Source organism: Pedobacter heparinus DSM 2366, assembly GCF_000023825.1.
Classification (GTDB): domain Bacteria; phylum Bacteroidota; class Bacteroidia; order Sphingobacteriales; family Sphingobacteriaceae; genus Pedobacter; species Pedobacter heparinus.
On the sequence record NC_013061.1, the window covers coordinates 4,364,855 to 4,387,901 of the forward strand.

The 23,047-nt window shown below is 42.3% G+C and carries 25 protein-coding genes; 11 read left to right on the top strand and 14 right to left on the bottom strand.

Going from position 1 to position 23,047, the window contains the following annotated elements; all coding sequences use genetic code 11:
- The first annotated feature begins 21 nt into the window (after positions 1-21).
- The 8 genes from PHEP_RS18215 (at position 22) to PHEP_RS18250 (ending at position 9,010) form a co-directional block, all read left to right on the top strand.
- Positions 22-1,224, top strand: a complete 1,203-nt coding sequence (locus PHEP_RS18215) for a nucleoside permease (RefSeq protein WP_015809451.1) — start codon at positions 22-24, stop codon at positions 1,222-1,224.
- Between the two features lie 12 nt (positions 1,225-1,236).
- Positions 1,237-2,118, top strand: coding sequence for a hydroxypyruvate isomerase family protein (locus PHEP_RS18220; protein ID WP_015809452.1), 882 nt, complete (start codon positions 1,237-1,239; stop codon positions 2,116-2,118).
- A gap of 10 nt (positions 2,119-2,128) precedes the next feature.
- A complete protein-coding gene (locus tag PHEP_RS18225; RefSeq protein WP_015809453.1) occupies positions 2,129-3,007 on the top strand; it encodes a sugar phosphate isomerase/epimerase family protein in 879 nt (292 codons plus the stop codon).
- Between the two features lie 154 nt (positions 3,008-3,161).
- Positions 3,162-4,154, top strand: coding sequence for an aspartate-semialdehyde dehydrogenase (locus tag PHEP_RS18230; RefSeq protein WP_015809454.1), 993 nt, complete (start codon positions 3,162-3,164; stop codon positions 4,152-4,154).
- A 66-nt stretch (positions 4,155-4,220) separates the two neighbouring features.
- Entirely contained in the window at positions 4,221-5,627 is a 1,407-nt protein-coding gene (dacB, locus tag PHEP_RS18235) for a D-alanyl-D-alanine carboxypeptidase/D-alanyl-D-alanine endopeptidase (RefSeq protein ID WP_015809455.1), read from the top strand.
- Between the two features lie 48 nt (positions 5,628-5,675).
- Entirely contained in the window at positions 5,676-7,643 is a 1,968-nt protein-coding gene (locus tag PHEP_RS18240) for a beta-N-acetylhexosaminidase (RefSeq protein WP_015809456.1), read from the top strand.
- Between the two features lie 12 nt (positions 7,644-7,655).
- Positions 7,656-8,465: a tRNA pseudouridine(38-40) synthase TruA gene (gene truA, locus PHEP_RS18245; RefSeq protein ID WP_015809457.1), complete on the top strand. Its 810-nt coding sequence runs from the start codon at positions 7,656-7,658 to the stop codon at positions 8,463-8,465.
- Positions 8,466-8,554: 89 nt separating this feature from the next.
- Positions 8,555-9,010 (top strand): DoxX family protein, encoded by a 456-nt coding sequence (locus PHEP_RS18250; RefSeq protein ID WP_015809458.1) that lies wholly within the window; start codon positions 8,555-8,557, stop codon positions 9,008-9,010.
- 3 nt (positions 9,011-9,013) lie between these two features.
- Here PHEP_RS18250 and PHEP_RS18255 read toward each other — a convergent pair whose 3' ends face one another.
- Genes PHEP_RS18255 through PHEP_RS18270 form a run of 4 tightly spaced genes read right to left on the bottom strand, consistent with a single transcriptional unit; the run spans position 9,014 to position 12,275 of the window.
- Positions 9,014-9,523 carry a shikimate kinase gene (locus tag PHEP_RS18255; protein ID WP_015809459.1) on the bottom strand — a complete coding sequence of 170 codons (510 nt, stop codon included), beginning with the start codon at positions 9,521-9,523 and terminating at the stop codon, positions 9,014-9,016.
- Positions 9,524-10,579 carry an ABC transporter permease gene (locus PHEP_RS18260; protein ID WP_015809460.1) on the bottom strand — a complete coding sequence of 352 codons (1,056 nt, stop codon included), beginning with the start codon at positions 10,577-10,579 and terminating at the stop codon, positions 9,524-9,526. It lies immediately after the preceding gene.
- A gap of 2 nt (positions 10,580-10,581) precedes the next feature.
- Positions 10,582-11,733 (bottom strand): BT_3928 family protein, encoded by a 1,152-nt coding sequence (locus PHEP_RS18265; RefSeq protein WP_015809461.1) that lies wholly within the window; start codon positions 11,731-11,733, stop codon positions 10,582-10,584.
- Entirely contained in the window at positions 11,733-12,275 is a 543-nt protein-coding gene (locus tag PHEP_RS18270) for a DUF1599 domain-containing protein (protein ID WP_015809462.1), read from the bottom strand. The genes PHEP_RS18265 and PHEP_RS18270 overlap by 1 nt, the downstream gene beginning before the upstream one ends.
- Positions 12,276-12,347: 72 nt before the next feature.
- Between PHEP_RS18270 and folP the strand changes: the two genes are divergently transcribed.
- Together folP and cdaA are read left to right on the top strand one after the other, a co-directional pair.
- Positions 12,348-13,205 (top strand): dihydropteroate synthase, encoded by an 858-nt coding sequence (gene folP, locus PHEP_RS18275; RefSeq protein WP_143715774.1) that lies wholly within the window; start codon positions 12,348-12,350, stop codon positions 13,203-13,205.
- Positions 13,206-13,233: 28 nt separating this feature from the next.
- A complete protein-coding gene (gene cdaA, locus PHEP_RS18280; RefSeq protein WP_015809464.1) occupies positions 13,234-14,025 on the top strand; it encodes a diadenylate cyclase CdaA in 792 nt (263 codons plus the stop codon).
- A gap of 121 nt (positions 14,026-14,146) precedes the next feature.
- Here cdaA and PHEP_RS18285 read toward each other — a convergent pair whose 3' ends face one another.
- The 9 genes from PHEP_RS18285 to PHEP_RS18325 all read right to left on the bottom strand — a co-directional run bounded on the left by PHEP_RS18285 (position 14,147) and on the right by PHEP_RS18325 (position 20,617).
- Positions 14,147-14,551, bottom strand: coding sequence for a hypothetical protein (locus PHEP_RS18285; RefSeq protein ID WP_015809465.1), 405 nt, complete (start codon positions 14,549-14,551; stop codon positions 14,147-14,149).
- Positions 14,552-14,585: 34 nt separating this feature from the next.
- A complete protein-coding gene (locus tag PHEP_RS22105) occupies positions 14,586-15,152 on the bottom strand; it encodes a hypothetical protein (protein WP_015809466.1) in 567 nt (188 codons plus the stop codon).
- Positions 15,153-15,254: 102 nt separating this feature from the next.
- Entirely contained in the window at positions 15,255-15,761 is a 507-nt protein-coding gene (locus PHEP_RS18295; RefSeq protein WP_015809467.1) for a hypothetical protein, read from the bottom strand.
- A gap of 190 nt (positions 15,762-15,951) precedes the next feature.
- A complete protein-coding gene (locus PHEP_RS18300) occupies positions 15,952-16,356 on the bottom strand; it encodes an ATP-binding protein (RefSeq protein WP_015809468.1) in 405 nt (134 codons plus the stop codon).
- A gap of 98 nt (positions 16,357-16,454) precedes the next feature.
- On the bottom strand, positions 16,455-16,865 hold the full coding sequence (locus PHEP_RS18305; protein ID WP_015809469.1) for a BrxA/BrxB family bacilliredoxin: 411 nt from the start codon (positions 16,863-16,865) through the stop codon (positions 16,455-16,457).
- Between the two features lie 126 nt (positions 16,866-16,991).
- The gene (locus PHEP_RS18310) at positions 16,992-17,921 is read right to left on the bottom strand and encodes a bestrophin family protein (RefSeq protein ID WP_015809470.1); all 930 of its coding nucleotides are present in this window, start codon (positions 17,919-17,921) and stop codon (positions 16,992-16,994) included.
- Positions 17,922-17,946: 25 nt separating this feature from the next.
- The gene (locus PHEP_RS18315) at positions 17,947-18,432 is read right to left on the bottom strand and encodes a hypothetical protein (protein ID WP_015809471.1); all 486 of its coding nucleotides are present in this window, start codon (positions 18,430-18,432) and stop codon (positions 17,947-17,949) included.
- A gap of 114 nt (positions 18,433-18,546) precedes the next feature.
- Positions 18,547-19,926: a HAMP domain-containing sensor histidine kinase gene (locus PHEP_RS18320; RefSeq protein WP_015809472.1), complete on the bottom strand. Its 1,380-nt coding sequence runs from the start codon at positions 19,924-19,926 to the stop codon at positions 18,547-18,549.
- A 7-nt stretch (positions 19,927-19,933) separates the two neighbouring features.
- Positions 19,934-20,617: a response regulator transcription factor gene (locus PHEP_RS18325; RefSeq protein ID WP_015809473.1), complete on the bottom strand. Its 684-nt coding sequence runs from the start codon at positions 20,615-20,617 to the stop codon at positions 19,934-19,936.
- 163 nt (positions 20,618-20,780) lie between these two features.
- Between PHEP_RS18325 and ahcY the strand changes: the two genes are divergently transcribed.
- Positions 20,781-22,097, top strand: coding sequence for an adenosylhomocysteinase (gene ahcY, locus PHEP_RS18330; RefSeq protein WP_015809474.1), 1,317 nt, complete (start codon positions 20,781-20,783; stop codon positions 22,095-22,097).
- A 209-nt stretch (positions 22,098-22,306) separates the two neighbouring features.
- On the opposite strand, the gene PHEP_RS18335 is transcribed toward ahcY, so the two are convergent.
- Positions 22,307-23,041, bottom strand: a complete 735-nt coding sequence (locus PHEP_RS18335) for a polysaccharide deacetylase family protein (protein WP_015809475.1) — start codon at positions 23,039-23,041, stop codon at positions 22,307-22,309.
- Between the last annotated feature and the right edge of the window lie 6 nt (positions 23,042-23,047).

Consider the following 23,047-nt stretch of genomic DNA (forward strand, 5'->3'; position numbering starts at 1 on the left):
AATAAGAATAATCAACCAAACATGAATTTAAACAACCGCATTAAATTATCCACCATGATGTTCCTGGAGTTTTTCATCTGGGGCTCCTGGTTTGTGACCATGGGTACTTACCTGGGCAAAAACCTGTTGTCAGATGGTGTACAAATTGGCTCTGCCTATAGTACCCAGTCGCTGGGCGCTATCATTGCCCCATTTATTATTGGCTTAATTGCCGACAGGTTTTTTGCGGCACAAAAAATACTCGGGGTTTTACACCTGGCTGGTGGCGCACTGCTTTGGTTTGCTTCTACCTCACTAAATTTCGAAAGCTTTTTCCCTTTCATTTTAGGTTATATGATTGCTTATATGCCTACGCTGGCACTGGTCAATTCCATTTCCTTTAAGCAAATGAAAGATCCGGAAAAAGAATTTCCTTCTATCCGTGTGTTTGGAACCATTGGCTGGATTGTAGCCGGGATCATCATTGGCTGGTTAAACTGGGAACAATCAGGAAACCTGGTGCTTACCTTTAAAATGGCAGCTGTAGCCTCAATAGTCCTGGGCTTGCTGAGTTTTGCACTTCCACATACACCTCCGGCAAAAAAAGGAGAAAAAACGAGTTTAGGGGATATTCTTGGCCTGGATGCACTAAAACTGCTTAAAAACAAGTCTTTCCTGATCTTCTTTATTGCCTCCATTGCGATCTGTATTCCACTGGCCTTCTATTATAATTTTACCAATCCCTTCCTGAACGAAATTGGGGTAAAAGCTGCCGCCGGGGTCCAGGTATTGGGCCAGGCCTCAGAAACCTTGTTTATGTTGCTGATGCCATTGTTCTTTATCCGCCTGGGCGTTAAAAAGATGCTGGCCATCGGAATGATCGCCTGGGTAGCCAGGTATTTGTTTTTTGCGTTTGGCAATGCCGATGCAAATTACTGGATGCTGATTGGCGGTATTGTACTACACGGCATCTGTTACGATTTCTTTTTTGTTACCGGTCAGATTTATACGGACAGGCTTGCCGGAGAGCGGTTTAAAAGTGCTGCACAGGGTTTCATTACATTGGCAACTTATGGTGTAGGTATGCTGATCGGCTCTATTATTTCTGGCATGGTAGTAGATAAATATGTAGTAGATGGCAGCCATTTATGGAAAGAAATATGGATGATACCTGCAGCTATTTCTGCAGCAGTAGCCATTATGTTCCTCTTATTCTTTAGTGACAAAAAGAAGGTTGAGGCTTAAGAAAACAGAAAAATGAACAAAGATTTAAGCAGAAGAACTGCATTGAAAAACATTGTTGCCGGAACTGCTGCTTTAGGCGTTTCGGCAGCAATACCCGCTTTTGCTGCAGCATCACAACAATCCACTATGTTAAAAGGAAATGTAAACCACGCTGTGTGCCGCTGGTGTTTTAGCAAGATGGACCTGGACAGCCTGTGTATTGAAGCCAAAAAGATTGGCATTAAAGCCATTGATCTGGTAGGGCCTAAAGACTGGCCTACACTTAAAAAACATGGCCTGTACTCATCTATGTGCAACGGCGCCGAGATTAACCTGGTAGACGGGTGGAACGACCCGCAATTTCACCCTACATTGATCAAAAACTATTCGGAAATGATTCCTAAAGTGGCAGAAGCCGATTATACCCAGCTCATCTGTTTTAGTGGGAGCCGTCGCGGTAAAGATGACGAAACAGGATGGAAAAACTGTGTAGATGGTCTGAAACAGGTATTACCACTGGCAGAAAAACATGGTGTGGTACTGGTTATGGAACTGCTGAACAGTAAGGTTAACCATAAAGATTACCAGTGCGACCATACAGAATGGGGTGTTGAACTGTGCAAAAGACTAGGTTCTGAAAATTTTAAACTGCTATACGACATTTACCACATGCAGATTGATGAGGGCAATGTCATCAGCAATATACAAACCTATCACCCTTACATTTCGCATTATCATACTGCCGGTGTACCTGGAAGGAATGAGATTGACGATACCCAGGAACTGTATTACCCCGCCATTGTTAAAGCGATTGTGGCTACGGGCTTTAAAGGCTACCTGGCACAGGAATTTATTCCTAAATATGCAGATAAGATCAAATCATTAAGAGACGCCGTAAATATATGCGACGTATAATCCAATCCTTATGAATTCGAGAAGAACTTTTATTAAACATGCGGGCCTGGCAGCAGCAGGGGCGGTACTCCTGCCCTCTTTTGCCTGCAGCGGAGCTGCTGCGGAACAAAAAGTCGGGCTCCAGTTGTACACCCTAAGGGAGCAGATCCCCCATGATGTAAAGGGTGTAATTGAAAAAATTGCCCAGGCTGGCTACAAAGAGGTTGAAACCTTTGGTTATTCGGCAAATGCTGGCTATTGGGGCCAGGATCCCAAATCCTTTAAAGACCTGCTTAAAGCCAATGGATTAACCAGTCCGAGCGGGCATTTTGTGATTGACGATTTCATCACCTCTGGCAATAAGGAATTGTTAAAGCCACTTATAGAAGGTGCGGCCGCCATCAACAACCAGTATTTTACTGTCGCCCATATCGCCGAGCCGATCAGAAAAACGCTGGATGATTACAAAAAAATTACTGCACGTCTGAACGAGGCCGCAGAGCTGGTGGCACAATCGGGCTTAAAACTGGCTTACCATAACCATGCATTTGAGTTCGATAAGCACGAAGGGGGAAGTACTGGATACGAGATCATGCTGAACGGAACCGATAAAAACCTGATCAGGTTTGAAATGGACCTGTACTGGGTGGTACGTTCGGGGAATGATCCTGTTGCGTTGTTTAACAAATATCCCGGCCGTTTTGTGATGTGGCATGTGAAAGATATGGACAAAGCCAATCATGCCATCAATACCGAAGTAGGTACCGGTACAATTGATTTCAAAAACATTTATAAGCATGCCAAGCAGGCCGGACTGGAGCACCTGATCGTTGAACAGGAAAACTTCTCCAAGGACCCTTATGTCAGCATCAAGCAAAGCTTTGATTATGTAAACCAGAAACTGATTTAGGCAGAAATAGCTGAATAAATTAACAGGGATTGGTTGCAGACAGCCAATCCCTTTTTTATGATGGAAAAAATGCCCATCTTTGGAGCCTATTATTCACCATAAATACAACTGATTAAATAAATTAAAAACAAGTAAAACAACAATTAGAGAAAACATGAAAATTGCAGTAGTTGGTGCTACCGGTCTGGTAGGCACCGTAATGTTAAAAGTATTAGAAGAGCGTAACTTCCCGTTAACTGAATTGATCCCTGTAGCTTCTGAAAAGAGCGTTGGTAAGCAAATCACGTTCAAGGGTAAGCAGTACGCTGTTGTAAACATGGATACTGCGATTTCGATGAGACCTGATATTGCGTTGTTTTCTGCAGGTGGCAGCACTTCATTGGCTGAAGCCCCTCGTTTTGCTGCGGTAGGTACTACAGTGATCGACAATTCATCTGCATGGCGCATGGATCCGTCGAAAAAGCTGATCGTACCTGAAGTAAATGCCAATGTTTTGTCGGCCGACGACAAGATCATTGCCAATCCTAACTGTTCAACTATCCAAATGGTAGTGGCCTTAAAGCCACTTCATGATAAATATAAGATCAAACGCGTAGTCGTTTCTACCTACCAATCCGTTACCGGAACAGGTGTTAAAGCTGTTGACCAGCTGATGAACGAGCGTAAAGGTATTACAGATGGCCCTATGGCTTATGCCTATCCTATTGATTTAAACGTAATCCCTCAGATTGATGTTTTCCAGGATAACGGCTATACCAAAGAGGAAATGAAAATGATCCTGGAAACCCAGAAAATTATGGGCGATAACAGCATCAGGGTTACGGCAACTACAGTACGTATCCCGGTAATGGGAGGGCACTCTGAATCGGTAAACATAGAGTTTGAGCATGATTTTGATGTTGCTGAAGTAAAAGACCTGCTGGCCAATACTGAAGGGGTGATTTTGGTAGACGACCCGGCAAACCTGAAATACCCGATGCCTAAAGATGCACATGAGAAAGATGAAGTATTTGTAGGCAGGATAAGAAGGGATGAATCGTTACCAAATACATTGAATATGTGGATTGTAGCAGATAACCTGCGTAAAGGTGCTGCAACAAATGCTGTTCAGATTGCGGAATACCTGGTAAAAGAAGAACTGATATAATTTTTCTTTTGTAAACGTTAATAAGGGTGTCCGGATTTTTTTTGGACACCCTATTTTTTTAATCCTATGTTTAAAACACCACTAAGCCTGTTATTGCTGCTGATCAGCAGTATTACCTGGGCCCAGACACCGGTTCAAAAGCTGGAAAGGGCCTTTAATGATTTTCTGGCCAATCCTCAGACCAGGTATGCCTCAACTTCCCTGCTGGTGCTGGATGCCAATACAGGAAAAACCTTATTTGGCAGAAATGAAAATATTGGCCTGGCCACGGCCTCTACCTTAAAAACCATTACTGCAGCAACCGCATTCAATATCCTTGGAAAAGATTTTCAGTTTCAGACCACACTGGGTTACACAGGGCAGCTGACTCCCGACGGTACGTTAAAGGGGAACCTGGTGATTACAGGAAGTGGAGATCCGACCCTGGGTTCGGCCCGTTATCAGAACAAAGAAAAGGCGGTGCTAGACCAATGGGTGAATGCCATTAGTGCAGCAGGTATAAAGCGGATTGAAGGAATGGTGATTGGTGATGACCGTATTTTTGGAACACAGACCACTCCTGAAGGCTGGACCTGGCAGGACATTGGCAATTATTATGGTGCCGGAACTTCCGGACTGGCCTGGCGTGAAAATCAGTTTGACATTCATCTGCAGCCCGGACAGGGTATAAATACAGCGGTAAAGCTTTTACGTACTGTTCCGGAAATGCCTTATTTAAAGCTGGTGAACGAGCTCAAAACGGGGGCTTCAGGTACTGGCGACAATGCTTATGCTTTTCTGCCGCCTTACAGCAATATTGGTTATCTGAGAGGTAGCTGGGGCATGGGGATCGGTAAAAATGGGATCTCTGCGGCGCTTCCCGACCCGGCCTTCGACTGCGCCTACCGTTTACAGGATACCCTGAAAAGATTGGGGATCAGTACAGCAAAACCTGCAACAAGTACACGTATGATGGCGCTAAACGGTGAAGAACTACCGGGAATTACAAAGAACTTAAGCAGCATCAGCTCTCCACCCTTAAGTGAAATTGTATTCTGGTTCCTGAAGAAAAGCATCAACCTGTATGGAGAAACACTATTGAAAACACTGGCATTAAAATCAGGAAAAATGGCTAAAACTACTGAAGGGGCTAAGGCTGAAATTAACTTCTGGGCAGATAAGGGCATCGACAGAAATGCGCTGAACATCATCGATGGCAGTGGCCTGTCTCCTGCAAACCGTGTAACCGCCGCAGCTATGGGCAGCATTTTATTTATGGCCCAGACGGCCTCCTGGTTTAGCGATTACTACAAGGCCTTTCCGGAATATAACGGAATGAAAATTAAAAGCGGCACCATTAACGATGTATCAGCCTTTGCAGGCTATTATACAAATGGGGCCGGCAATAAATACATCATTGTCATCAATATCAACAATTATTCAGGGTCGGGCATCAACCGTAAACTCTTTAAAGTATTGGATGCTTTAAAGTAATTGGTAAATTGCAACCTTTTCCAGAATTAGAACCTATTAACTGATTAAATGAAGAACATCATTGCCTTATGCTGCTTTTGTTTAGTAAGCTACACCGTTACAGGTCAGACTTCCGTTTCCCCTGCTCCTGCTTTATCTGCTGAAACCGCCAGTATATTGAACAGCCCTCCGGAGATAGCCATTATACCAGAACCGGTGGCCATAGTTAAACAGGAAGGCTATTTTATTTTACCTGCCAATGTAACCATACAATGTGCCGATGTGCCGGAAAACAAGCAGGTGCTTGCCTTTCTGGAAGAGCGGCTTTCTGCCGCAACAGGCAGTTATGTTTCGGCAGTGAGCAAAACTACACCATCGGCCAGCATTAAACTGCTCATCAACGATAAAGCTGACCATACACTGGCTGCAGAAGGATACCATTTGCAGGTTACACCCAATCACATTACCATCAGGGCCAATAAACCAGCCGGACTTTTTTATGGTGTACAAACACTGTTGCAGCTTTTTCCTGCGGCCATAGAAAGCAAGGAAAAGGTGGAAGATATAGAATGGAAAGCCCCTTGTGTTGAAATCACAGACTATCCGCGTGTAGGCTGGCGGGGACTGATGTTTGATGTTGCCCGTCATTTTTTTACCAAAGAAGAGGTAAAACAATACATTGATGCGATGGTACGCTACAAATACAATGTACTGCATTTGCACCTGACTGATGATGAAGGCTGGAGAATAGAAATTAAAGGCCTGCCTAAATTAACTGAAGTTGGGGCATGGAATGTAAAAAAAGTGGGTGAGTTTGGAAACTTCATCCCCCCTGTGGCAGATGAGCCGCGTAACTATGGCGGTTTTTATACCCAGGACGACATCAGGGAGCTGGTGGCTTATGCCAAAGCAAGGTTCGTAAATATTTTACCCGAAATAGATGTACCTGGCCACAGTTTGGCAGCAGTGAGTTCCTATCCGGAGCTTTCCTGTACACCAGGTGCTGAAAATTACCGTGTACGTTCAGGAGAAAGGATCATGGACTGGTCTAGAGGTGCCCCTCCGATTGCCCTGGTAGACAACACACTTTGTCCGGCCAATGAAAAAGTATACAGCTTTCTGGATACCATAATTACACAGGTGGCAGCGTTATTTCCGTTCGACTATATCCATATGGGCGGTGATGAGGCCCCTTTCAATTTCTGGGAGAAAAACGACTCCGTTAAAGCACTGATGCAGAAAGAAGGATTAAAAGATATGCATCAGGTACAGGGTTACTTTGAAAAACGCGTACAGAAAATTGTAGAAGCAAAGGGCAAGAAATTTATTGGCTGGGATGAGATTTTAGATGGCGATCTGCCATCCAGCGCTGCTGTGATGAGCTGGCGGGGCATGAAATACGGAACCGAAGCCGCAAAAAAGAAACATGAAGTAGTGATGAGTCCAAGCACTTTTGCTTACCTGGATTATATGCAGGCCGATGCCATTACCGAACCCAGGGTGTATGCTTCATTGCGTTTAAGCAAGTCTTACGAGTTTGATCCGGTACCGGCAGATGTAGACCCTAAATACATTAAAGGCGGACAGGCAAACTTATGGACGGAACAGGTATATAACATTCGTCAGGCCGAATACATGACCTGGCCAAGGGGCATGGCCATTGCCGAATCGGTATGGTCGCCAGCCGCCAAAAAGAACTGGACCAATTTCTTTGGCCGTGTGGAACAGCATTTCAAGCGACTGGATGTGGCCGAAACCAAGTATGCACCAAGTGTATATGACCCGATATTTAAGGTCAGCAGATCGGCAGACAGGCAGCTCCAGATAGAGCTGAGCACGGAAGTAGAGGGTCTGGACATTTATTACAGCTTTGACAATTCTTTTCCTGACCGCTTTTATCCTAAGTACACAGAGAAATTGACACCGCCAAAAGATGCGACCATGTTAAAGGTGATCACTTACAGGGGGAAAAACCAGGTAGGCAGGATGATGAACATGCCAATAGAGGAGCTGAACAAAAGAGCAGGTAAAAAATAAAGATTATAGAAATTGAGGTACTTCGTACACATCGGTTACAATGGCTTAAAATACAATGGCTGGCAAAAACAGCCTGGGGTGATGAACGTGCAGGGTGTGATAGAAAATGCGCTTAGCAAGGTATTAAAAACCCCTGTATTTATCATCGGATGCGGGCGCACGGATGCGCATGTACATGCAAGCCAGTTTTTCTTCCATATGGATGTGGAGCAGGACTGGGATTTTGATCTTGTGTTCAGGATGAACAAGCTGCTGCCTGCGGGAATTGCCATTTTTGAGGTTATCCAGATGGATGGTTTGCAGCATGCCCGTTTTGATGCTGTATTGCGCTCGTACGATTATTTTATCCATACCTATAAAGATCCCTTTTTAAATGGCCTCAGCTCATTTTACCTGCTGGATAAGCTGGACTTTGATAAAATGAAACAGGCGGCGGCGATATTACCGAAATACAAAGATTTCAGGGCCTTCTGTACCAGTCCGGATAAATATGAACATACCCTGTGCAATGTGATGTCGGCCAGTCTTGCTGTAGATGAAAATGGCGACAAACTCCGCTTCCAGATCTCTTCGAACCGTTTTTTGAGTAAAATGATCCGGATCATTATGGGACAGCTGTTGAAGATTGGGCGTGGGGTATTGAGTGTGGATGAATTTGAACATTACCTTATTTACAACCAAACGCCCGAACTGATTACCCCGGCACATCCACAAGGGCTGTATTTATCTAAAGTTACCTACCCCTACCTGAATTTGCCACCCCGGACTGAATTTTCGTCTATCCTGCAAAAGCAATCGGACTTATCCTGGCAGCTGCTATAAGCCTGCAGATGTGCATAAACTACTATTGATATTCTGCACGGTTTTTGCTAGCTTTAATAGAGGGCTTCATTAAAAAGAAGACAATCTGTATGACAGTTATTCAAAAAATTGAGCGTTGGGGCGATGTCCATCATGCCAAATGGCTTGACGTGATCCGTATTGTATTGGGCATACTTATTTTTAGTAAGGGCATTGCCATTGTGAGCAATACCAATTCGCTACAGGACATGCTGCTGCAAAATAATACATTTGGTTTTTCGGGCATGATGTGGAGCGTGGCCATTCATATTGTTGGCTTTGTGCACCTGGTTGGCGGCCTTTTAATTGCCATTGGCCTGCTTACACGCTTTGCAGCAGTGATCCAGATCCCTATTTTACTTTGTGCTGTACTTTTTGTGAACCTGGCCCAGGGCTTTTCGGCCCTTAACAGTGAGCTTTGGTTATCCATTATTGTATTGCTCTTGCTGGTATTGTTCTGGGTAATTGGCTCGGGTCCCTTTTCTGTTGATCAGGCCATGAAAAAGAGACCTAATATTTACAGATAAGCTTTATTCCTGACTTAATATGAGGGCCCTCATTGCATCTGCATTGAGGTTAATGCCATCTATAACCAGGGCAGCGCGTTTGTAAAAAACGTCGCGTTCAGCTAATCTGTTTTCAATAAACTCAATCATCTGGGCTTCATTAAGATCGCGTAACAGCGGTCTTTTTTCTTTACCGCTTTCCAGGCGTTTGGCCAGCGCAGCAGGGGGCATTTCAATATACATGGTTAAACCGTTGGCATTCATCCAGTCCATATTGTCAAAAAAGCATGGCGCACCGCCTCCGGTGGCAATAACCACGTTTGCAGGGTAATCAAAATGCTTCAGGGTATCACTTTCCAGTTTTCTGAAAGCCGCTTCGCCATGTTCAGAAAAATAAGCGCCAATAGTTTTACCTATATTTTTTTCTATCTGCTGGTCCAGATCAACAAAGTCGTACCCAAGTTTTACTGCCAGTTTTTTACCCATTGTGCTTTTACCGCAGCCCATAAAGCCAATCAGAAATATCTTCATCATTTACGCCAGTTTTACCCTTGGATCTACAAAGGCATACAATACATCCACTAAAATATTAATTATTACAAACACCAGGGCAATAAAAAGAATAGAACCCATGACCACCGGGAAGTCGGACATTTCCAGTGCATTTACCGTAGTACGCCCCAAGCCATTATACCCGAAGATATATTCTACAAAAAAAGATCCTGCCAGTAAGGAAGCAAACCAGCCTGATATGGCTGTAATAACAGGGTTCAAAGCATTTTTTAAGGCATGCTTATAAATGATCGCATTACGGCTCAGGCCTTTTGCCCTGGCCGTACGGATATAGTCCTGCGCCAGTACATCCAGCATGGCACTGCGGGTTAACTGTACAATAATGGCCAGTGGCCTTAAACCCAAGGTGAGCATTGGGAGCCAAAGGTTTTTCCAGGTCATGACCTCACCTTTAAAAGGATCATAACTGTACAGACTGCCAGACATATTTAAACCTGTATAATTGCTAAGCACAAAGCCGAACAGCCAGGCAATGATGATCCCCGCAAAAAAAGAAGGTGCCGAAATGCCCAGTATGGCAAACGAATTGGCGGCCTTATCAATCCAGGTATCTTTGTGCACCGCAGAAAGCACGCCCAGGAACACGCCGACCAGGGTAGCAAAGATCATGGCAGTGAGGGCCAGGATAAAGGTATTGGGTACGGTTTCGGACAAAATGGTGGTCACATCCCTTTTGGTCTGATATGAACGGCGCAGGTAAGGCCATTTCAGGGCCAGTACCTCATCTCCAAAACCAATCAGTTTAACGTAGTGGTATTTCTCTTTCGCTTCAGGGGTATTTTCATGCAGGCCGATGGGTGAAAGGTCGTTCAGGTAAAGAAAAAACTGTACAGGCTTCGACTTATCCAGTCCGAATTCCTTTCGCACTGCTTCCAGCGAGGAAACATCCGACCGCTGGCCCATTGTCATCCGTGCCGGATCACCTGGCAGGATATTAAACAGCACAAAGACCACCACTATTACACCAGCCATTACCGCTACTCCATATAAGAACTTTTTGACAGCGTAGCGCAGCATAATTATTTGTTAAAATATTTTTCAGCTAATTTATCAAAAGAGGGCATAGTATGGTAATGCCATTTGTTAATGACCACACCATTTTTTAGCAGCAATACGCCCGGGTTAGACCTGACCATACTTTTTAAGGGTACCGCATCGGCATAAAAAACCTCGGCAAACAACTTCATCTGCTTGCTGAAAACTGCGGCATCACTGGCAGAACTGGAAGTTAGCAATACCGTTCTGATGTTGTACTGTTCAGCAGCATTCAGGGCCAGGGCGTTGAATTCGGCTATGGCCCTGTCGTTGGTTTCGTTCAGGTTATAGGCCACAATGATGAAGTTATAATAGGGGTTCTCTATCAGCTCTTTGGTATAATCCGTTCCGGAGGCATCGCTGATCTGCAGATCTTTTATCTTAGGTTCGTAGCCTTTTTTTACCAGTACTTTATCTGGATCGCCTGTAATTTCCCAGTTCTCGTCCTTCCATATCTCGGTTTTCAGGTAATCTTTATCACTCATCACTTTCTTCTCCCCTGTCTTTTTATTGTGCATATTGTACATGATGGCATATTCGTCGCCTTTGGCCCCTTCAGGGATCTTCATCAGTTCAGGGATGTTTGCCCCTATTTTGTATGGCAGAAAATCTAAAACCGGTAAGGTACTGTAGGTAAAGATACCAAAGCCGGTAGAGGCAAGCAGTACAACAGCAAGCAGTATCTGCTGCACTTTAGGGTCCGCCACTATGGGCTGGATCAGGTTGCGGTTAACGAACAGGTAAATGATCAGTACCAGTAAAACGAGGTCTTTGGAAAAGGACTGCCATGGGGTTAAAGGGATGGCATCACCAAAACATCCGCAGGAAGTTACGACTTTAAAGGCTGCAGATACAAAGGTTAAAAAGGTAAAAAAGATGATGATGGCCAATAAACCTGCAGTTACCTTTTTAGCCCAGAAACCCAACAGCAGCAAGGCCCCCAGTACAATTTCCAATACGCAAAGCAAAATAGCTATACCGGTTGCCATGCCTCCCAGAAAGGACATATGGAACACATCAAAGTATTCCTGTAACTTATAGCCAAAGCCCAGGGGATCATTTGCCTTAATGAGTCCTGAAAAGATGAAAAGGACACCAACAATAATTTTCGAAATGTTAAATGCAATTTTCCTCATTATCGAACCCCCAGTTTTATCAGTGCAAAAACAGAATAGTTTAACATGTCCTGGTAATTGGCATTTACCCCTTCAGAGGCCAGTGTATACCCCATATTGTCTTCAATCTGCTTTACTCTCAGGATCTTCATCAGAATCAGATCGGTTAAGGAGCTGATGCGCATGTCACGCCAGGCCTCGCCATAATCGTGATTTTTGTTGAACATCAGGGCCTTGGTTTCTTCTACCTTTTGGTTGTAGGAGGCCTCTACCACTGGAAGTTCCAGTTCAAACGGGGCATTTTCATCCAGTTCCAGCTGCATCATTGCGATGATACAATAATTGATGATACCGATATATTCTGAGCCAATGTCCTCCCCTACTTTAGAGATCTTTTTTTCTTCCAGAGTACGGATGCGCTGGGCTTTGATAAAGATCTGGTCTGTTATAGAGGCCGGGCGTAAAATGCGCCAGGCTGTACCGTAGTCTTTAGTTTTTTTTAAAAAGAGCGATTTACAAACCGCTATTACCGAATCAAATTCCTGAGCTGTATTTGTTGCCAAAACAATAATAATATTTAGTTCAATCCTATTTTCCTACACAAGCATTTTTTTATCTAAGTTTGCATGGAAACAATGGCTAAAGATACATTTTTAAACCGAAAGACAACACTAAACCTGGGGGGTAAACTGGTCGATCTAAGACCTCCGGCTGTAATGGGCATCCTGAATCTTACAACAGATTCCTTTTACAGCAAGAGCCGCACAGCTACAGTAGAGCAGGCTTTGGAGCGCGCTGAAATTATTCTGAAAGAGGGCGGGCAGTTTATTGACATTGGGGCTTATTCTTCCAGGCCAGGGGCCGCTGATGTGCCTGCACAGGAAGAAAAGGAAAAAGTAGTCGCCGCTGTTGAAGCCATTGCCGCAGCCTTTCCGGAAGCATTGCTTTCTATCGACACTTTCCGGGCAGAGGTTGCAAAAGCCGCAATTGAAGCTGGCGCCCACCTCATTAACGACATATCGGCCGGTAGTATGGATGAAGCCATGTTTGAAACGGTGGCAGAGCTGGGCGTACCTTACATTATCATGCACATGCGGGGTACCCCGAAAACCATGCAGCAAAATACCTCTTATCAGCACCTGATGCCGGAAATGCTGGATTATTTTTCAGATAAGGTATCCCGGCTTAAAAAGTTGGGTGTTAAAGACATCATTCTTGATCCGGGCTTCGGTTTTGCAAAAACCCTTGACCAGAATTACCTTGTAATGCAAAGGCTGCAGGAACTGGATATTTTTGAACTACCAGTATTGGCCGGGCTTTCCAGAAAATCTATGATCTATAAATTTCTGGGCGAAGGGCCTGAAGGGGCCTTAAACGGGACAACAGTATTAAATACCATGGCCTTACTAAAGGGGGCTAACATTTTAAGGGTGCATGATGTAAAAGCTGCTGCCGAATGCATTGCCCTTGTTCATAAAACACTGGAACAATAATATGGTTAAAATTCCTAACTTGGCATAAATGAAAAGCTTGGATTTCGATTTTCTGAAGGTATCTTTTACCGATGCGGTAGACATTATTCTTGTCGCGCTGATCATTTATTATATCTATAACCTGATCAAAAATACACTTGCTGTAAATCTTTTATTGGGTATGGTGATTATCCTGGTGATCCACTGGGTGGTAGATGCCCTGCACATGAACCTGCTGTCGAGCATTATTAATCAGTTTATGAGTGTAGGGATCATTGCACTGATCATCATTTTTCAGCCCGAGATCAGGCGTTTCCTGCTCCTTATTGGTAAAAACACGTTTTTACAGCAGAATAAGGCCTGGTGGGGTTATCTCTTTGGCAGTAAGAATATAGAACAAAACAACCTGATCAGGATTAAGCCTGTTATTGATGCCTGCAAAAGCATGAAAAAATCAAGAACGGGTGCGCTGATCGTTTTTGTTAAATTTTATGATGACCAGCTTTTTGCGAATAGCTGCGAAATTATAGATTCTAAAATTTCCAAACGCTTACTGGAAAGCATTTTTCAGAAATACAGCCCGCTGCATGATGGGGCGGTGGTGATTGCCGAAAATAAGATTAAAAGTGCCAGCTGTATTTTACCACTGACGGACAATGATAAATTGCCACCACAGTTTGGCTTAAGGCACAGGGCCGGTATTGGCGTATCGGAAACTACGGATGCTGTTGCGGTGATCATCTCTGAGGAGACCGGTGAGATTGCCTATGCCAAGCAGGGACGGGTACGGATGAATGTTTCTTTTGGAGAGCTGGAGAAATTGCTGAACAAAGATTTTTAAAATTGCCAAAAAAGTATCTGAGTGCCTTTGATAGATTGAGCAGATGTTTTACTTAGCATCAACATTCCTACGAAGAATGTTAATACTTGTATCATAAATCCGTTGTTCATTTTGAGAGCTATTAATAATATACCCTGTCGTTTGTAAGGTCAATCAATGCGTCGCGCATAATACCGTAAAAAATAACCTTACTAGAATTCATTTCTATGTAGCCAAACTCTTTTAATGGCAGAACCTTTATAGGCATGTATTTATGGTTTTTTTTGTTTATAAAAAAATGCGCCAAATAATCCGGATCTTCTTTTTTTAGCAATGGAAGTCTGTTTCTGTTATTACTCAGGGCCCGTTTAATACCAATATTCCTCTTATCCCATTTAACGACTGAATCATCATATAATTTGTAACTGTAATTTTCTTGGTTATCTTTAAATAGAATATGGACAGTTTTAATATTACTTTTTAGTAAAGGTTGGTAAGCACAACCAGATAAACTAATCAAACCATATATGAACAAAAAGTATTTCATAATTAATTATTAAAAATGTGAATATAAACTTGGTCTAAGGCCAAGTTATCGTTACACCTTTCCTTGCCCTAATTTTCGAAAGTTCATCTTTGTTCATTGGACCATACAAAGAGTCACTCTTTTTATCAATTAAATAATAGTTTAATTTATTTTTAAAGATGCTTTTGAGCGAAGCGTTGTTTTTCACTATGCTATCGCTTACACGCTGTAAATTATCTTCGCTAAGCGTTGTAAGCAAGTTATTAATATGTTTAATTGACATCTTATCACCAAATACGTTAATTACAGTATCTTTTTTATTCTCCACATAGTAGTTGCTCCAGAAGCTCAAATCATCCTTAATGTTTTTATCCATTAATTTTCTATTAGGTCGCTGCTCCATCAAAATATAACGACTATCAGACTTATACATTAAAACATCTGAAAACACGACTACTTTTTGATAGTGATACTCTTTAGTCGATTTATAGACAATTGACCCATAGGGATAGCCAACATCTAATGCATCATATTCTGATAGATAATAATAATTCTTGCTTGGATTCCTTTGCGTACAACTAAATAATATAAGTACTAAAAAAAGGGCTAATAATCTTCTCATTTAAATCTGATTGTTGGGTTAAGATAATGAATCATGTAGGATTTCCCAGGGTCTAGGACCTTGGGGTATCTTTAACCTCATATAAAGATCTATTTAATAAATTCAAATATCAAAAAGATGATTATCGCTGAAATATTTATCCAAAGCAGCAATAGCCTTTTTAAATTCTGCATTATTCTTTAGCATTTTAAGAACCACATTTCTAAATGTAACGGCTCTATACTCTTGTCCAAATGCAAAAATCCCCTTTGAGTAATCCTCATCAACAGTTATTTCTAATAATTTTTTTTTATCATAGAAAAGTTTTATACGCAAGTCTCTGGCAGGCATTATTCTATGCTCGGAAGCATATATGGCCGTTCCACGCATTTCATCTAATCTGTTATCATCGAAAGACTTGATAATTTGCTGTTCTTCATTTTTGGACATTTTCAACGTATCTGTATAGTTCCATTCGCCATAGGTTGCTTTTACTACCTTTGATGTGAAATCAACAGTAATTCGCTTATTATAGACAAATATTAGATGATGATGAGCACTTTTATATCCATGCGTTTCTGCACAAGAGGAAAATAAGAGTAAAATGATGCCTATTTTTATTTTATCCATAATGGCATAATTTATTAAAAATTCTCCAACTATATCGTCTAGGATGAACACCAATCAATGACCTGTTGGTATTTAGCCAACTATTATATCCATGTTGTTTCATGCAATTAAGGCCATAGGCAGATACTGCCTTTTTTTTATTTTTTCACATTCCATAGCTTACTTTATTATCAAGGAAAAATTAGCGGGGCTAAAACTTCAGTACGGAATTGAATCTTCTGACAAAGGCAGTATCAATATTGCTTTTTTTCTTTGTAGCAAGGATGACCATTCCTTTATGTGTGTCCATTAGCTGTAAAAGACAGGACACTTCCTGGTTGGCATACTTGTCATGGGCATCCTTTATCTCTGTACGCTTACCAAATAAGGCATCGGCCTCATCGAAAAACAGGATCCAGCCTTTCTCTTCTGCCTCAGCAAAAAGACGTTTAAGGTTCTTTTCTGTTTCGCCAATGTATTTGGAGATTACTTTTGACAGCTCTACCTGATGGACTTCCCTACCCAGTTCTTTTCCCAATAAGGCAACGGTTTGTTTTTTTTCGCCACCTGCAGGGCCATGGAACAATATGCGGTTGCTGTTTATTTTAAAGTTCATGCTTAATGGTGTTCACGACATACCTATTAAAGATAAGGAAATAAAAAACGGGATGCAATTTACCATTGCATCCCGTTTTTTATTTCTTTACAGTTTAACTAGCAATACTGATCAAATGCACCGATCAGGCTATCAGCAATCATTTGGGCCGGACGGCCTTCAATCTGATGACGCTCGATCATGTGGACCAGTTTACCATCTTTAAACAAGGCCATAGCAGGTGATGAAGGTGGGAAAGGCATCATATAGCTCCTTGCTTTATCAACCGCTTCTTTTTCCATTCCTGCAAAAACCGTTACCAGTTTATCAGGATGTTTTGCATTGGCCGCAGCAATTTTTGCTGCCGGGCGTGCATTAGCTGCAGCGCAGCCACAAACAGAGTTTACCACTACAAATACAGTTCCTTCTGCGCTGATTGCACTGTCCACATCGGCGGCTGTTTTTAATTCCTGAAAACCTACATTAGTAAGCTCTGCACGCATGGGTTCTACTAAATATTCTGGATACATATCTTTAAATGCTTTGTTAATTTCTTCTTTATGATACAAAGGTACGGCACTTGCATGTAGTATCAAAGGGTTAGCAGGAAAGGTATACAGTTTTTACCTTCAAATGATGCGCTAATACCTTCTTTGCTAAAGGATATAATACATTTTTGCCTTGGTAAGATGCAAGCCTGTCAGCTTTTCTTCCTGCCTGTAATTTTCTTTGAGCATCTGTTTAATGTCCCTTTCAATAGTCCGGCAAATGGTGGTTGTAGGTGTATCTGTTGGTTTATTCTCAAAAGGGTCCTGTAAATGAATGGCCATTTTTTCGATCAGAAAAAAAGAACAGGCGATGGCAATAACCAGTGGAACTGTCGCAAAGCTGAAAAACTCTATCAATCCGAAGGGCAGCAACATGATGAAGAGGATGATGGAGAAATGAATATAAACACTATACGTCACCGGAAAAATTGTATTCTTTATGCGTTCGCAACCGCCCATTTGATTAGAAAAGGCCGTAAGCGTCTTATCCATCTGTACCTGCTGGTATTCATTTATCCAGCCCAGCTTATAGGCATTGCGCAAATCGCTGCCCTGCAGCTCCAGCAGTGCCAGGGGTACGTTGGTATAGTTTTTTACATACTCCAGATCATCATTACTAATGAGCCGGCCAAGCTCTTCCAGTGGATCTTGTTTGCGCAGGTGCCGGCTAAGGGCGTAGCACCAGGCAATCTGTCTTTTTGCAAGACGTTCGCAAAAGACTTTCTCATCTTCGGCACTATATGGATTGTCGACAAAGGTAAGCAACTGCCTTGTCAGCGATCTGGAATCATTTACGACTGCACCCCAGATGGTACGGGCTTCCCACCAGCGATCGTATGCCTGGTTGGATTTAAAAGCCAGCAGCAATGAAATTACAGTACCCAGAATAGTGGGCACTGCAATAGGTATGGAAATTCTGGTAATGTGAAAATTGCTGTATAACATGGTGATTAAGGCAGCGTATAGCGCAACGATCAGCATTTCCTTACCAATCTTTCCAAAGATATATTTTACCGGTATATTTTCTTTTAGTAACATGTCATAAGATTTAAGGGGTATCAAACTAAACAACCATCAGGCTTTCTTCTTCCTGCACCTGTACAGATTGAGCAAAGGAGTCTTCGCATTTTTTTAACAGAGTTAAAACCGGGAGACCACATTTGGCAATCAGCGCTGAAGGATCAATACTGGTTTTATTCAGCTTTTCACACGAACAGAAGTCGGGATGCAATATGTAGTCTACCTCATTTGCCTCAAGAAAATTTCTGAACATACTGAGTGTAGTCCCATAAAAAAATTCAATGCTAAAAGATTTGATTTCCGGCAACTGCCTTTTCAATTCATGGCATCCTTTATGAAAATCTGCGCTCACATATTCAAACTCCCTCGATCGCCTGCTGAGCATGAGCAGGTCGGTGATAGAATCGGAAAGCCTGAATAAATGAACAAAAACAATATTTACAGGTGTTCCCTTCATATTTGAACAAACTTGCGGGATACACTTCAACGTTGAGGCATTAAAATCTGTTGGGATCAGGATCGTTTTCATAATTTTTTCTTAAAGAGTTAATGATCAATTATTTGTTGATACAATATTACCCTGAGGTCATTAAAACGATATAAGAGCCCTATTAGAATTTTGTTAGAAAAACAGGGGCAAAAACTAAGCAGTTATTAGAAAGTTATTAGAAACCGGCAATATGATCTGCATTTCGGTGCCTTTTTGTTCTTCAGAACGGATACCGATAGAGCCCTTGTGCAATCTGATTATGTTTAAGGTGAGTGGCAGGCCAATTCCATGGCCTTCGAAGTCGCTGGTATTAGATGCCCTGAAAAAAGGTTCAAAGATATGTTGCTGTTCACTTTCAGGAATACCAATCCCCCTGTCGGTGATGGAGATGGCAATACGCCCGTTTTCGACGCTGACCCTGATGTCAACCAACTGATTATTGGAATATTTACAGGCATTGCCTACAATATTGCTGAGCGCCAGTTGCAAGAGGTTAATATTGCCTTCGGTACAGAGCAGTGACTCCTCTGTAGGTAAAGAGGAAAAATCGATCTGGATGACGCTGTCGGGATGTATCTTTTTTACAGCATCCGCTACAGTTATGATCAGTTCATCAATACGGATCTTTTGCCAGTTTTGTTTCTTGCCATCAAAACCGGACTGGGCCAGGCCAAGCAGGCTGGTAATGATATGCCCAAGCTTATCAGCATGATAGAGAATGGTCTTTGCCGATGCTTCGGTTTCCGGACTGATTCCTTTTTGTGCCAGCACCAATTCTGTTTCAGCAGTAATGATAGTTAGCGGCGTCTTCAGTTCGTGGGAGGCATTGCTTACAAAATTATTTTGTGTGGCAAATGCCGTCTCGAGCCGGTTGAGCATGTTGTTGAATGTCAGTACCAATTCCGACATTTCATCATTTCCATCCAGCTCTTTGAGTCGGAGGTGCAGGTTATTGGCCGAAATGTTCTTTACATTACGGATCACTGCAGTAAGCGGCCTGACAGAATAACGAGAAAAGATTTTACCTCCAACGTAAGTAAGCAATACAGAAATGACAAAGACAATGAGCAAGACTTTCCGCAGGGTTTCCAGCTCATGAAAGCCGGAAGGATCAGAGGCAGTAACGATTACGATATAATTGCCATGTTGGGTTTTGAAAAGTTTACCATAATAAAAGTTATTGTTTTTATTGTACCTGGCGTCTCCTTTGGAAACAACTGTTTTATAGAAAGTTTCGGGCAGGCTCACCGGTCTTTCAAATTGCATCCGCGTTAAAGAGTCGATCCTGATCACATAATCTTTTTCATCTTCCATCTTCTCCAGGTAGCGGCTCCGCATCTCCTGGTAAGCAATCGATTTTTCATCGGGATAGATATTGATCTCGGCAGCAAGTTTAGCCCTGGCCTGAAGGCGCTTAAAAAAATCTTCGAAGTTAAACTCAGATACAAAATAAAAGATAGCTGCATGGAACAGGACCAGTCCGATGGTACCTATGGAAAAGAACAAAAGGGTAAGCTTATTCTGGAGTTTCATTCAATACTTATTCTTTTAAAATATACCCCATTCCAAAAACAGTATGGATTAGCCTGCCCCCGTTTACATTGTCGATTTTTTTACGGAGATAATTGATGTAAACATCTACCACATTAGTTCCTAAATTGAAATCGATATCCCATACATTTTCAAGGATCTGGATCCGTGACAGAACTTTATTGTGATTTTTGAGCAGGTATTCGAGCAGGCGGTATTCTGTTGCAGTAAGGTTAACGGGTTTTCCGGTTTTAGTAACGGTTTTGGAAGCTATATTTATTTCAAGATCGGCTATACTGATGCGATCTGTAACTGCAGCCTGTTTACTGCTTCGCCTGATCAGTGTACGCATACGGGCAACCAGTTCTTCCAGTTTGAATGGCTTTACCAGGTAATCATCGGCACCGCTTTCCAGTCCGGTTACAATGTTTTCCGTGCTACCAAGTGCAGTAAGCATAAGGATAGCGACATCGGTATTCCGCTTTCGGATCTCTTTGCACACCTGGATCCCGTTCATGACGGGCAACATGATGTCGAGCACGATCAGGTCAAAATCATATTTAAAAGCCATTTCCAGACCAGTTACTCCATCAGCAGCAACGCTGATCTCTATTCCTTCTTCGCTAAGCCCCCTTAAAATGACCGACACAAGATCTGGAGTATCTTCAATTAGCAAAACCTTCGAACCCTTCATATTTTTTGAAAATAAAATATGAAATGTTAAATAGCGCTTAGATTTTTAGACTTTACTTTTAAATGACTGATAATAGCTGACAGTAACGTTTCATCTGGTTGTTTAGTTGTTTGTTATTGACAAGCAAATGCTGTAAATTTGCAGTTCATTTAAATAAGAAAATATGTCATCAGTAGAGACAACTTACGTTCCTTACAAGGTTAAGGACATTTCACTGGCAGAATGGGGCCGCAAAGAGATCGGACTGGCAGAGGCAGAAATGCCCGGATTAATGTCATTGCGTGAAGAATTCGGACCATCAAAACCTTTAAAAGGTGCCCGCATTGCAGGATGCTTACACATGACCATCCAGACTGCGGTTTTAATTGAAACATTGGTAGAACTTGGAGCAGAAGTGACCTGGTCATCATGTAACATCTTCTCTACCCAGGATCATGCTGCTGCTGCTATTGCCGCTGCAGGTATCCAGGTTTATGCATGGAAAGGCTTAGACGAAGAAAGCTTTGACTGGTGTATTGAGCAAACTTTACACTTTGGTCCTGAGCGCAAACCTTTAAACATGATCCTTGATGATGGTGGTGATTTGACCAATATGGTGTTCGACAGGTTCCCTGAACTGATTGCCGACATTAAAGGTTTATCTGAAGAAACCACTACAGGTGTACACCGTTTATATGAGCGCATGAAAAATGGCACTTTACATTTACCTGCCATCAATGTAAACGATTCTGTTACCAAATCTAAATTTGACAATAAATACGGCTGCCGCGAATCGCTGGTTGATGCGATCCGTCGTGCAACTGACGTAATGATGGCTGGCAAAGTGGCTGTTGTTGCAGGTTATGGCGATGTAGGTAAAGGTTCTGCAGAATCTTTAAGCTCTCAGGGTGTACGTGTGATCGTTTCAGAAATTGATCCGATCTGTGCATTACAGGCAGCAATGGAAGGTTATGAAGTAAAGAAATTTGCTACAGCAGTTAAAGAGGCTGACATCATTGTGACCACTACCGGTAACTGTGATATTGTACGTGCTGAACACTTCAAAGCCATGAAAGACAAAGCTATCGTTTGTAACATTGGTCACTTTGACAATGAGATTGACGTGGCCTGGTTAAACAAAAACTACGGTGATACTAAAGTAGAGATCAAACCTCAGGTTGATAAATATACCATTGATGGCAAAGACATCATTTTATTGGCTGAAGGCCGTTTGGTAAACTTAGGTTGCGCAACTGGTCACCCAAGCTTTGTCATGTCTAACTCTTTTACCAACCAGACTTTAGCCCAGTTGGAACTTTGGACCAACACAGATAAATATGAGAACAAAGTATATGTACTTCCTAAATATTTAGATGAGAAGGTTGCCCGTTTACATCTGGCTAAAATTGGTGTGGAACTGGATGTTTTAGATCAGCACCAGGCTGATTACATTGGTGTTCCTGTTGAAGGTCCGTTTAAACCGGAAGCTTACAGATACTAATCTGATCTACGATCGGGGATTGTCTCGTCGCTACTTCGTAGTGAGATTTGTGATTCCCGGGATACAATAGAAGGGGAGCAGTCCATTTGGACTACTCCCCTTTTTTATGCGGTATGCGGTATAATTTTACTGACCGAATTCTTCTTCCACGCTTTGTCTCAGGTCATACATCATCCACTGCTTTCCTTGAACCTGTAATTGTTTATCCTTCAATAGCAGGATAAAATCTTTAACCCCAAGTTCTTCATTGCCATTACCATGGATGAGGACAATACTACCGGCTTTGGCAGATTGCCCTTTTGCCTGAAATTGGTTTTAAGTGGGGCTTTGGCACTCACCCGGTGATTGTAAGAATGATTTACCCATGTAATCAAAATATCTCCGGAGGACACCAGCTCTTTTAACCATTTCAAATCGCTGCTATGGGTAAGCATCCATCGCCCGCTAATTGAGATCGCGATCGGGACTGGCTTTTCTGTTCGCTGAAACTCTGTGATCAATGAGGTAAAAATGACCCTGTCGACTGGTTTATGCGATGGGCAAAGGTCTATCGTTAACGTTATCCCTTTTTCTTTAGGAAATCCATGAATAATTCCTGCATCCTGCAAACTGCCGGATAATCGGACAGCATCTTTTATGGTTTTAACATAAGGGCTATCTTTAAAATAAGAAAGGACATCCTGCCAGCTCAGCACTTTTGGGCTAAGGTTACCAACAGGAATAACTTGGGTGCCAAGTGCCGCCGGATCAACGATCAGAAAAGATTCAGCATCGTCCTTTTTAAATTTACGCAATACCAGTTGATCTTTGTTTTCATATTTAATTACGGCAAAGTAGCGCTTATAGCCTGCAACGGTAAATTGTGCCCCCGCAGTTGTGGTGATACCCCACCATAAACAGATGATGCAGGTCCATTTTAAAACACGATTAAAGAACCTTTTCATAATGAT

Coding starts and splice junctions, on each gene's coding strand:
- PHEP_RS18215 (WP_015809451.1), top strand. CDS start 22: ATGAATTTAAACAACCGCATTAAATTATCCACCATGATGTTCCTGGAG.
- PHEP_RS18220 (WP_015809452.1), top strand. CDS start 1,237: ATGAACAAAGATTTAAGCAGAAGAACTGCATTGAAAAACATTGTTGCC.
- PHEP_RS18225 (WP_015809453.1), top strand. CDS start 2,129: ATGAATTCGAGAAGAACTTTTATTAAACATGCGGGCCTGGCAGCAGCA.
- PHEP_RS18230 (WP_015809454.1), top strand. CDS start 3,162: ATGAAAATTGCAGTAGTTGGTGCTACCGGTCTGGTAGGCACCGTAATG.
- dacB (WP_015809455.1), top strand. CDS start 4,221: ATGTTTAAAACACCACTAAGCCTGTTATTGCTGCTGATCAGCAGTATT.
- PHEP_RS18240 (WP_015809456.1), top strand. CDS start 5,676: ATGAAGAACATCATTGCCTTATGCTGCTTTTGTTTAGTAAGCTACACC.
- PHEP_RS18250 (WP_015809458.1), top strand. CDS start 8,555: ATGACAGTTATTCAAAAAATTGAGCGTTGGGGCGATGTCCATCATGCC.
- PHEP_RS18255 (WP_015809459.1), bottom strand. CDS start 9,523: ATGATGAAGATATTTCTGATTGGCTTTATGGGCTGCGGTAAAAGCACA.
- PHEP_RS18260 (WP_015809460.1), bottom strand. CDS start 10,579: ATGCTGCGCTACGCTGTCAAAAAGTTCTTATATGGAGTAGCGGTAATG.
- PHEP_RS18265 (WP_015809461.1), bottom strand. CDS start 11,733: ATGAGGAAAATTGCATTTAACATTTCGAAAATTATTGTTGGTGTCCTT.
- folP (WP_143715774.1), top strand. CDS start 12,348: ATGGCTAAAGATACATTTTTAAACCGAAAGACAACACTAAACCTGGGG.
- cdaA (WP_015809464.1), top strand. CDS start 13,234: ATGAAAAGCTTGGATTTCGATTTTCTGAAGGTATCTTTTACCGATGCG.
- PHEP_RS18285 (WP_015809465.1), bottom strand. CDS start 14,551: ATGAAATACTTTTTGTTCATATATGGTTTGATTAGTTTATCTGGTTGT.
- PHEP_RS22105 (WP_015809466.1), bottom strand. CDS start 15,152: ATGAGAAGATTATTAGCCCTTTTTTTAGTACTTATATTATTTAGTTGT.
- PHEP_RS18295 (WP_015809467.1), bottom strand. CDS start 15,761: ATGGATAAAATAAAAATAGGCATCATTTTACTCTTATTTTCCTCTTGT.
- PHEP_RS18300 (WP_015809468.1), bottom strand. CDS start 16,356: ATGAACTTTAAAATAAACAGCAACCGCATATTGTTCCATGGCCCTGCA.
- PHEP_RS18305 (WP_015809469.1), bottom strand. CDS start 16,865: ATGTATCCAGAATATTTAGTAGAACCCATGCGTGCAGAGCTTACTAAT.
- PHEP_RS18310 (WP_015809470.1), bottom strand. CDS start 17,921: ATGTTACTAAAAGAAAATATACCGGTAAAATATATCTTTGGAAAGATT.
- PHEP_RS18315 (WP_015809471.1), bottom strand. CDS start 18,432: ATGAAAACGATCCTGATCCCAACAGATTTTAATGCCTCAACGTTGAAG.
- PHEP_RS18320 (WP_015809472.1), bottom strand. CDS start 19,926: ATGAAACTCCAGAATAAGCTTACCCTTTTGTTCTTTTCCATAGGTACC.
- PHEP_RS18325 (WP_015809473.1), bottom strand. CDS start 20,617: ATGAAGGGTTCGAAGGTTTTGCTAATTGAAGATACTCCAGATCTTGTG.
- ahcY (WP_015809474.1), top strand. CDS start 20,781: ATGTCATCAGTAGAGACAACTTACGTTCCTTACAAGGTTAAGGACATT.
- PHEP_RS18335 (WP_015809475.1), bottom strand. CDS start 23,041: ATGAAAAGGTTCTTTAATCGTGTTTTAAAATGGACCTGCATCATCTGT.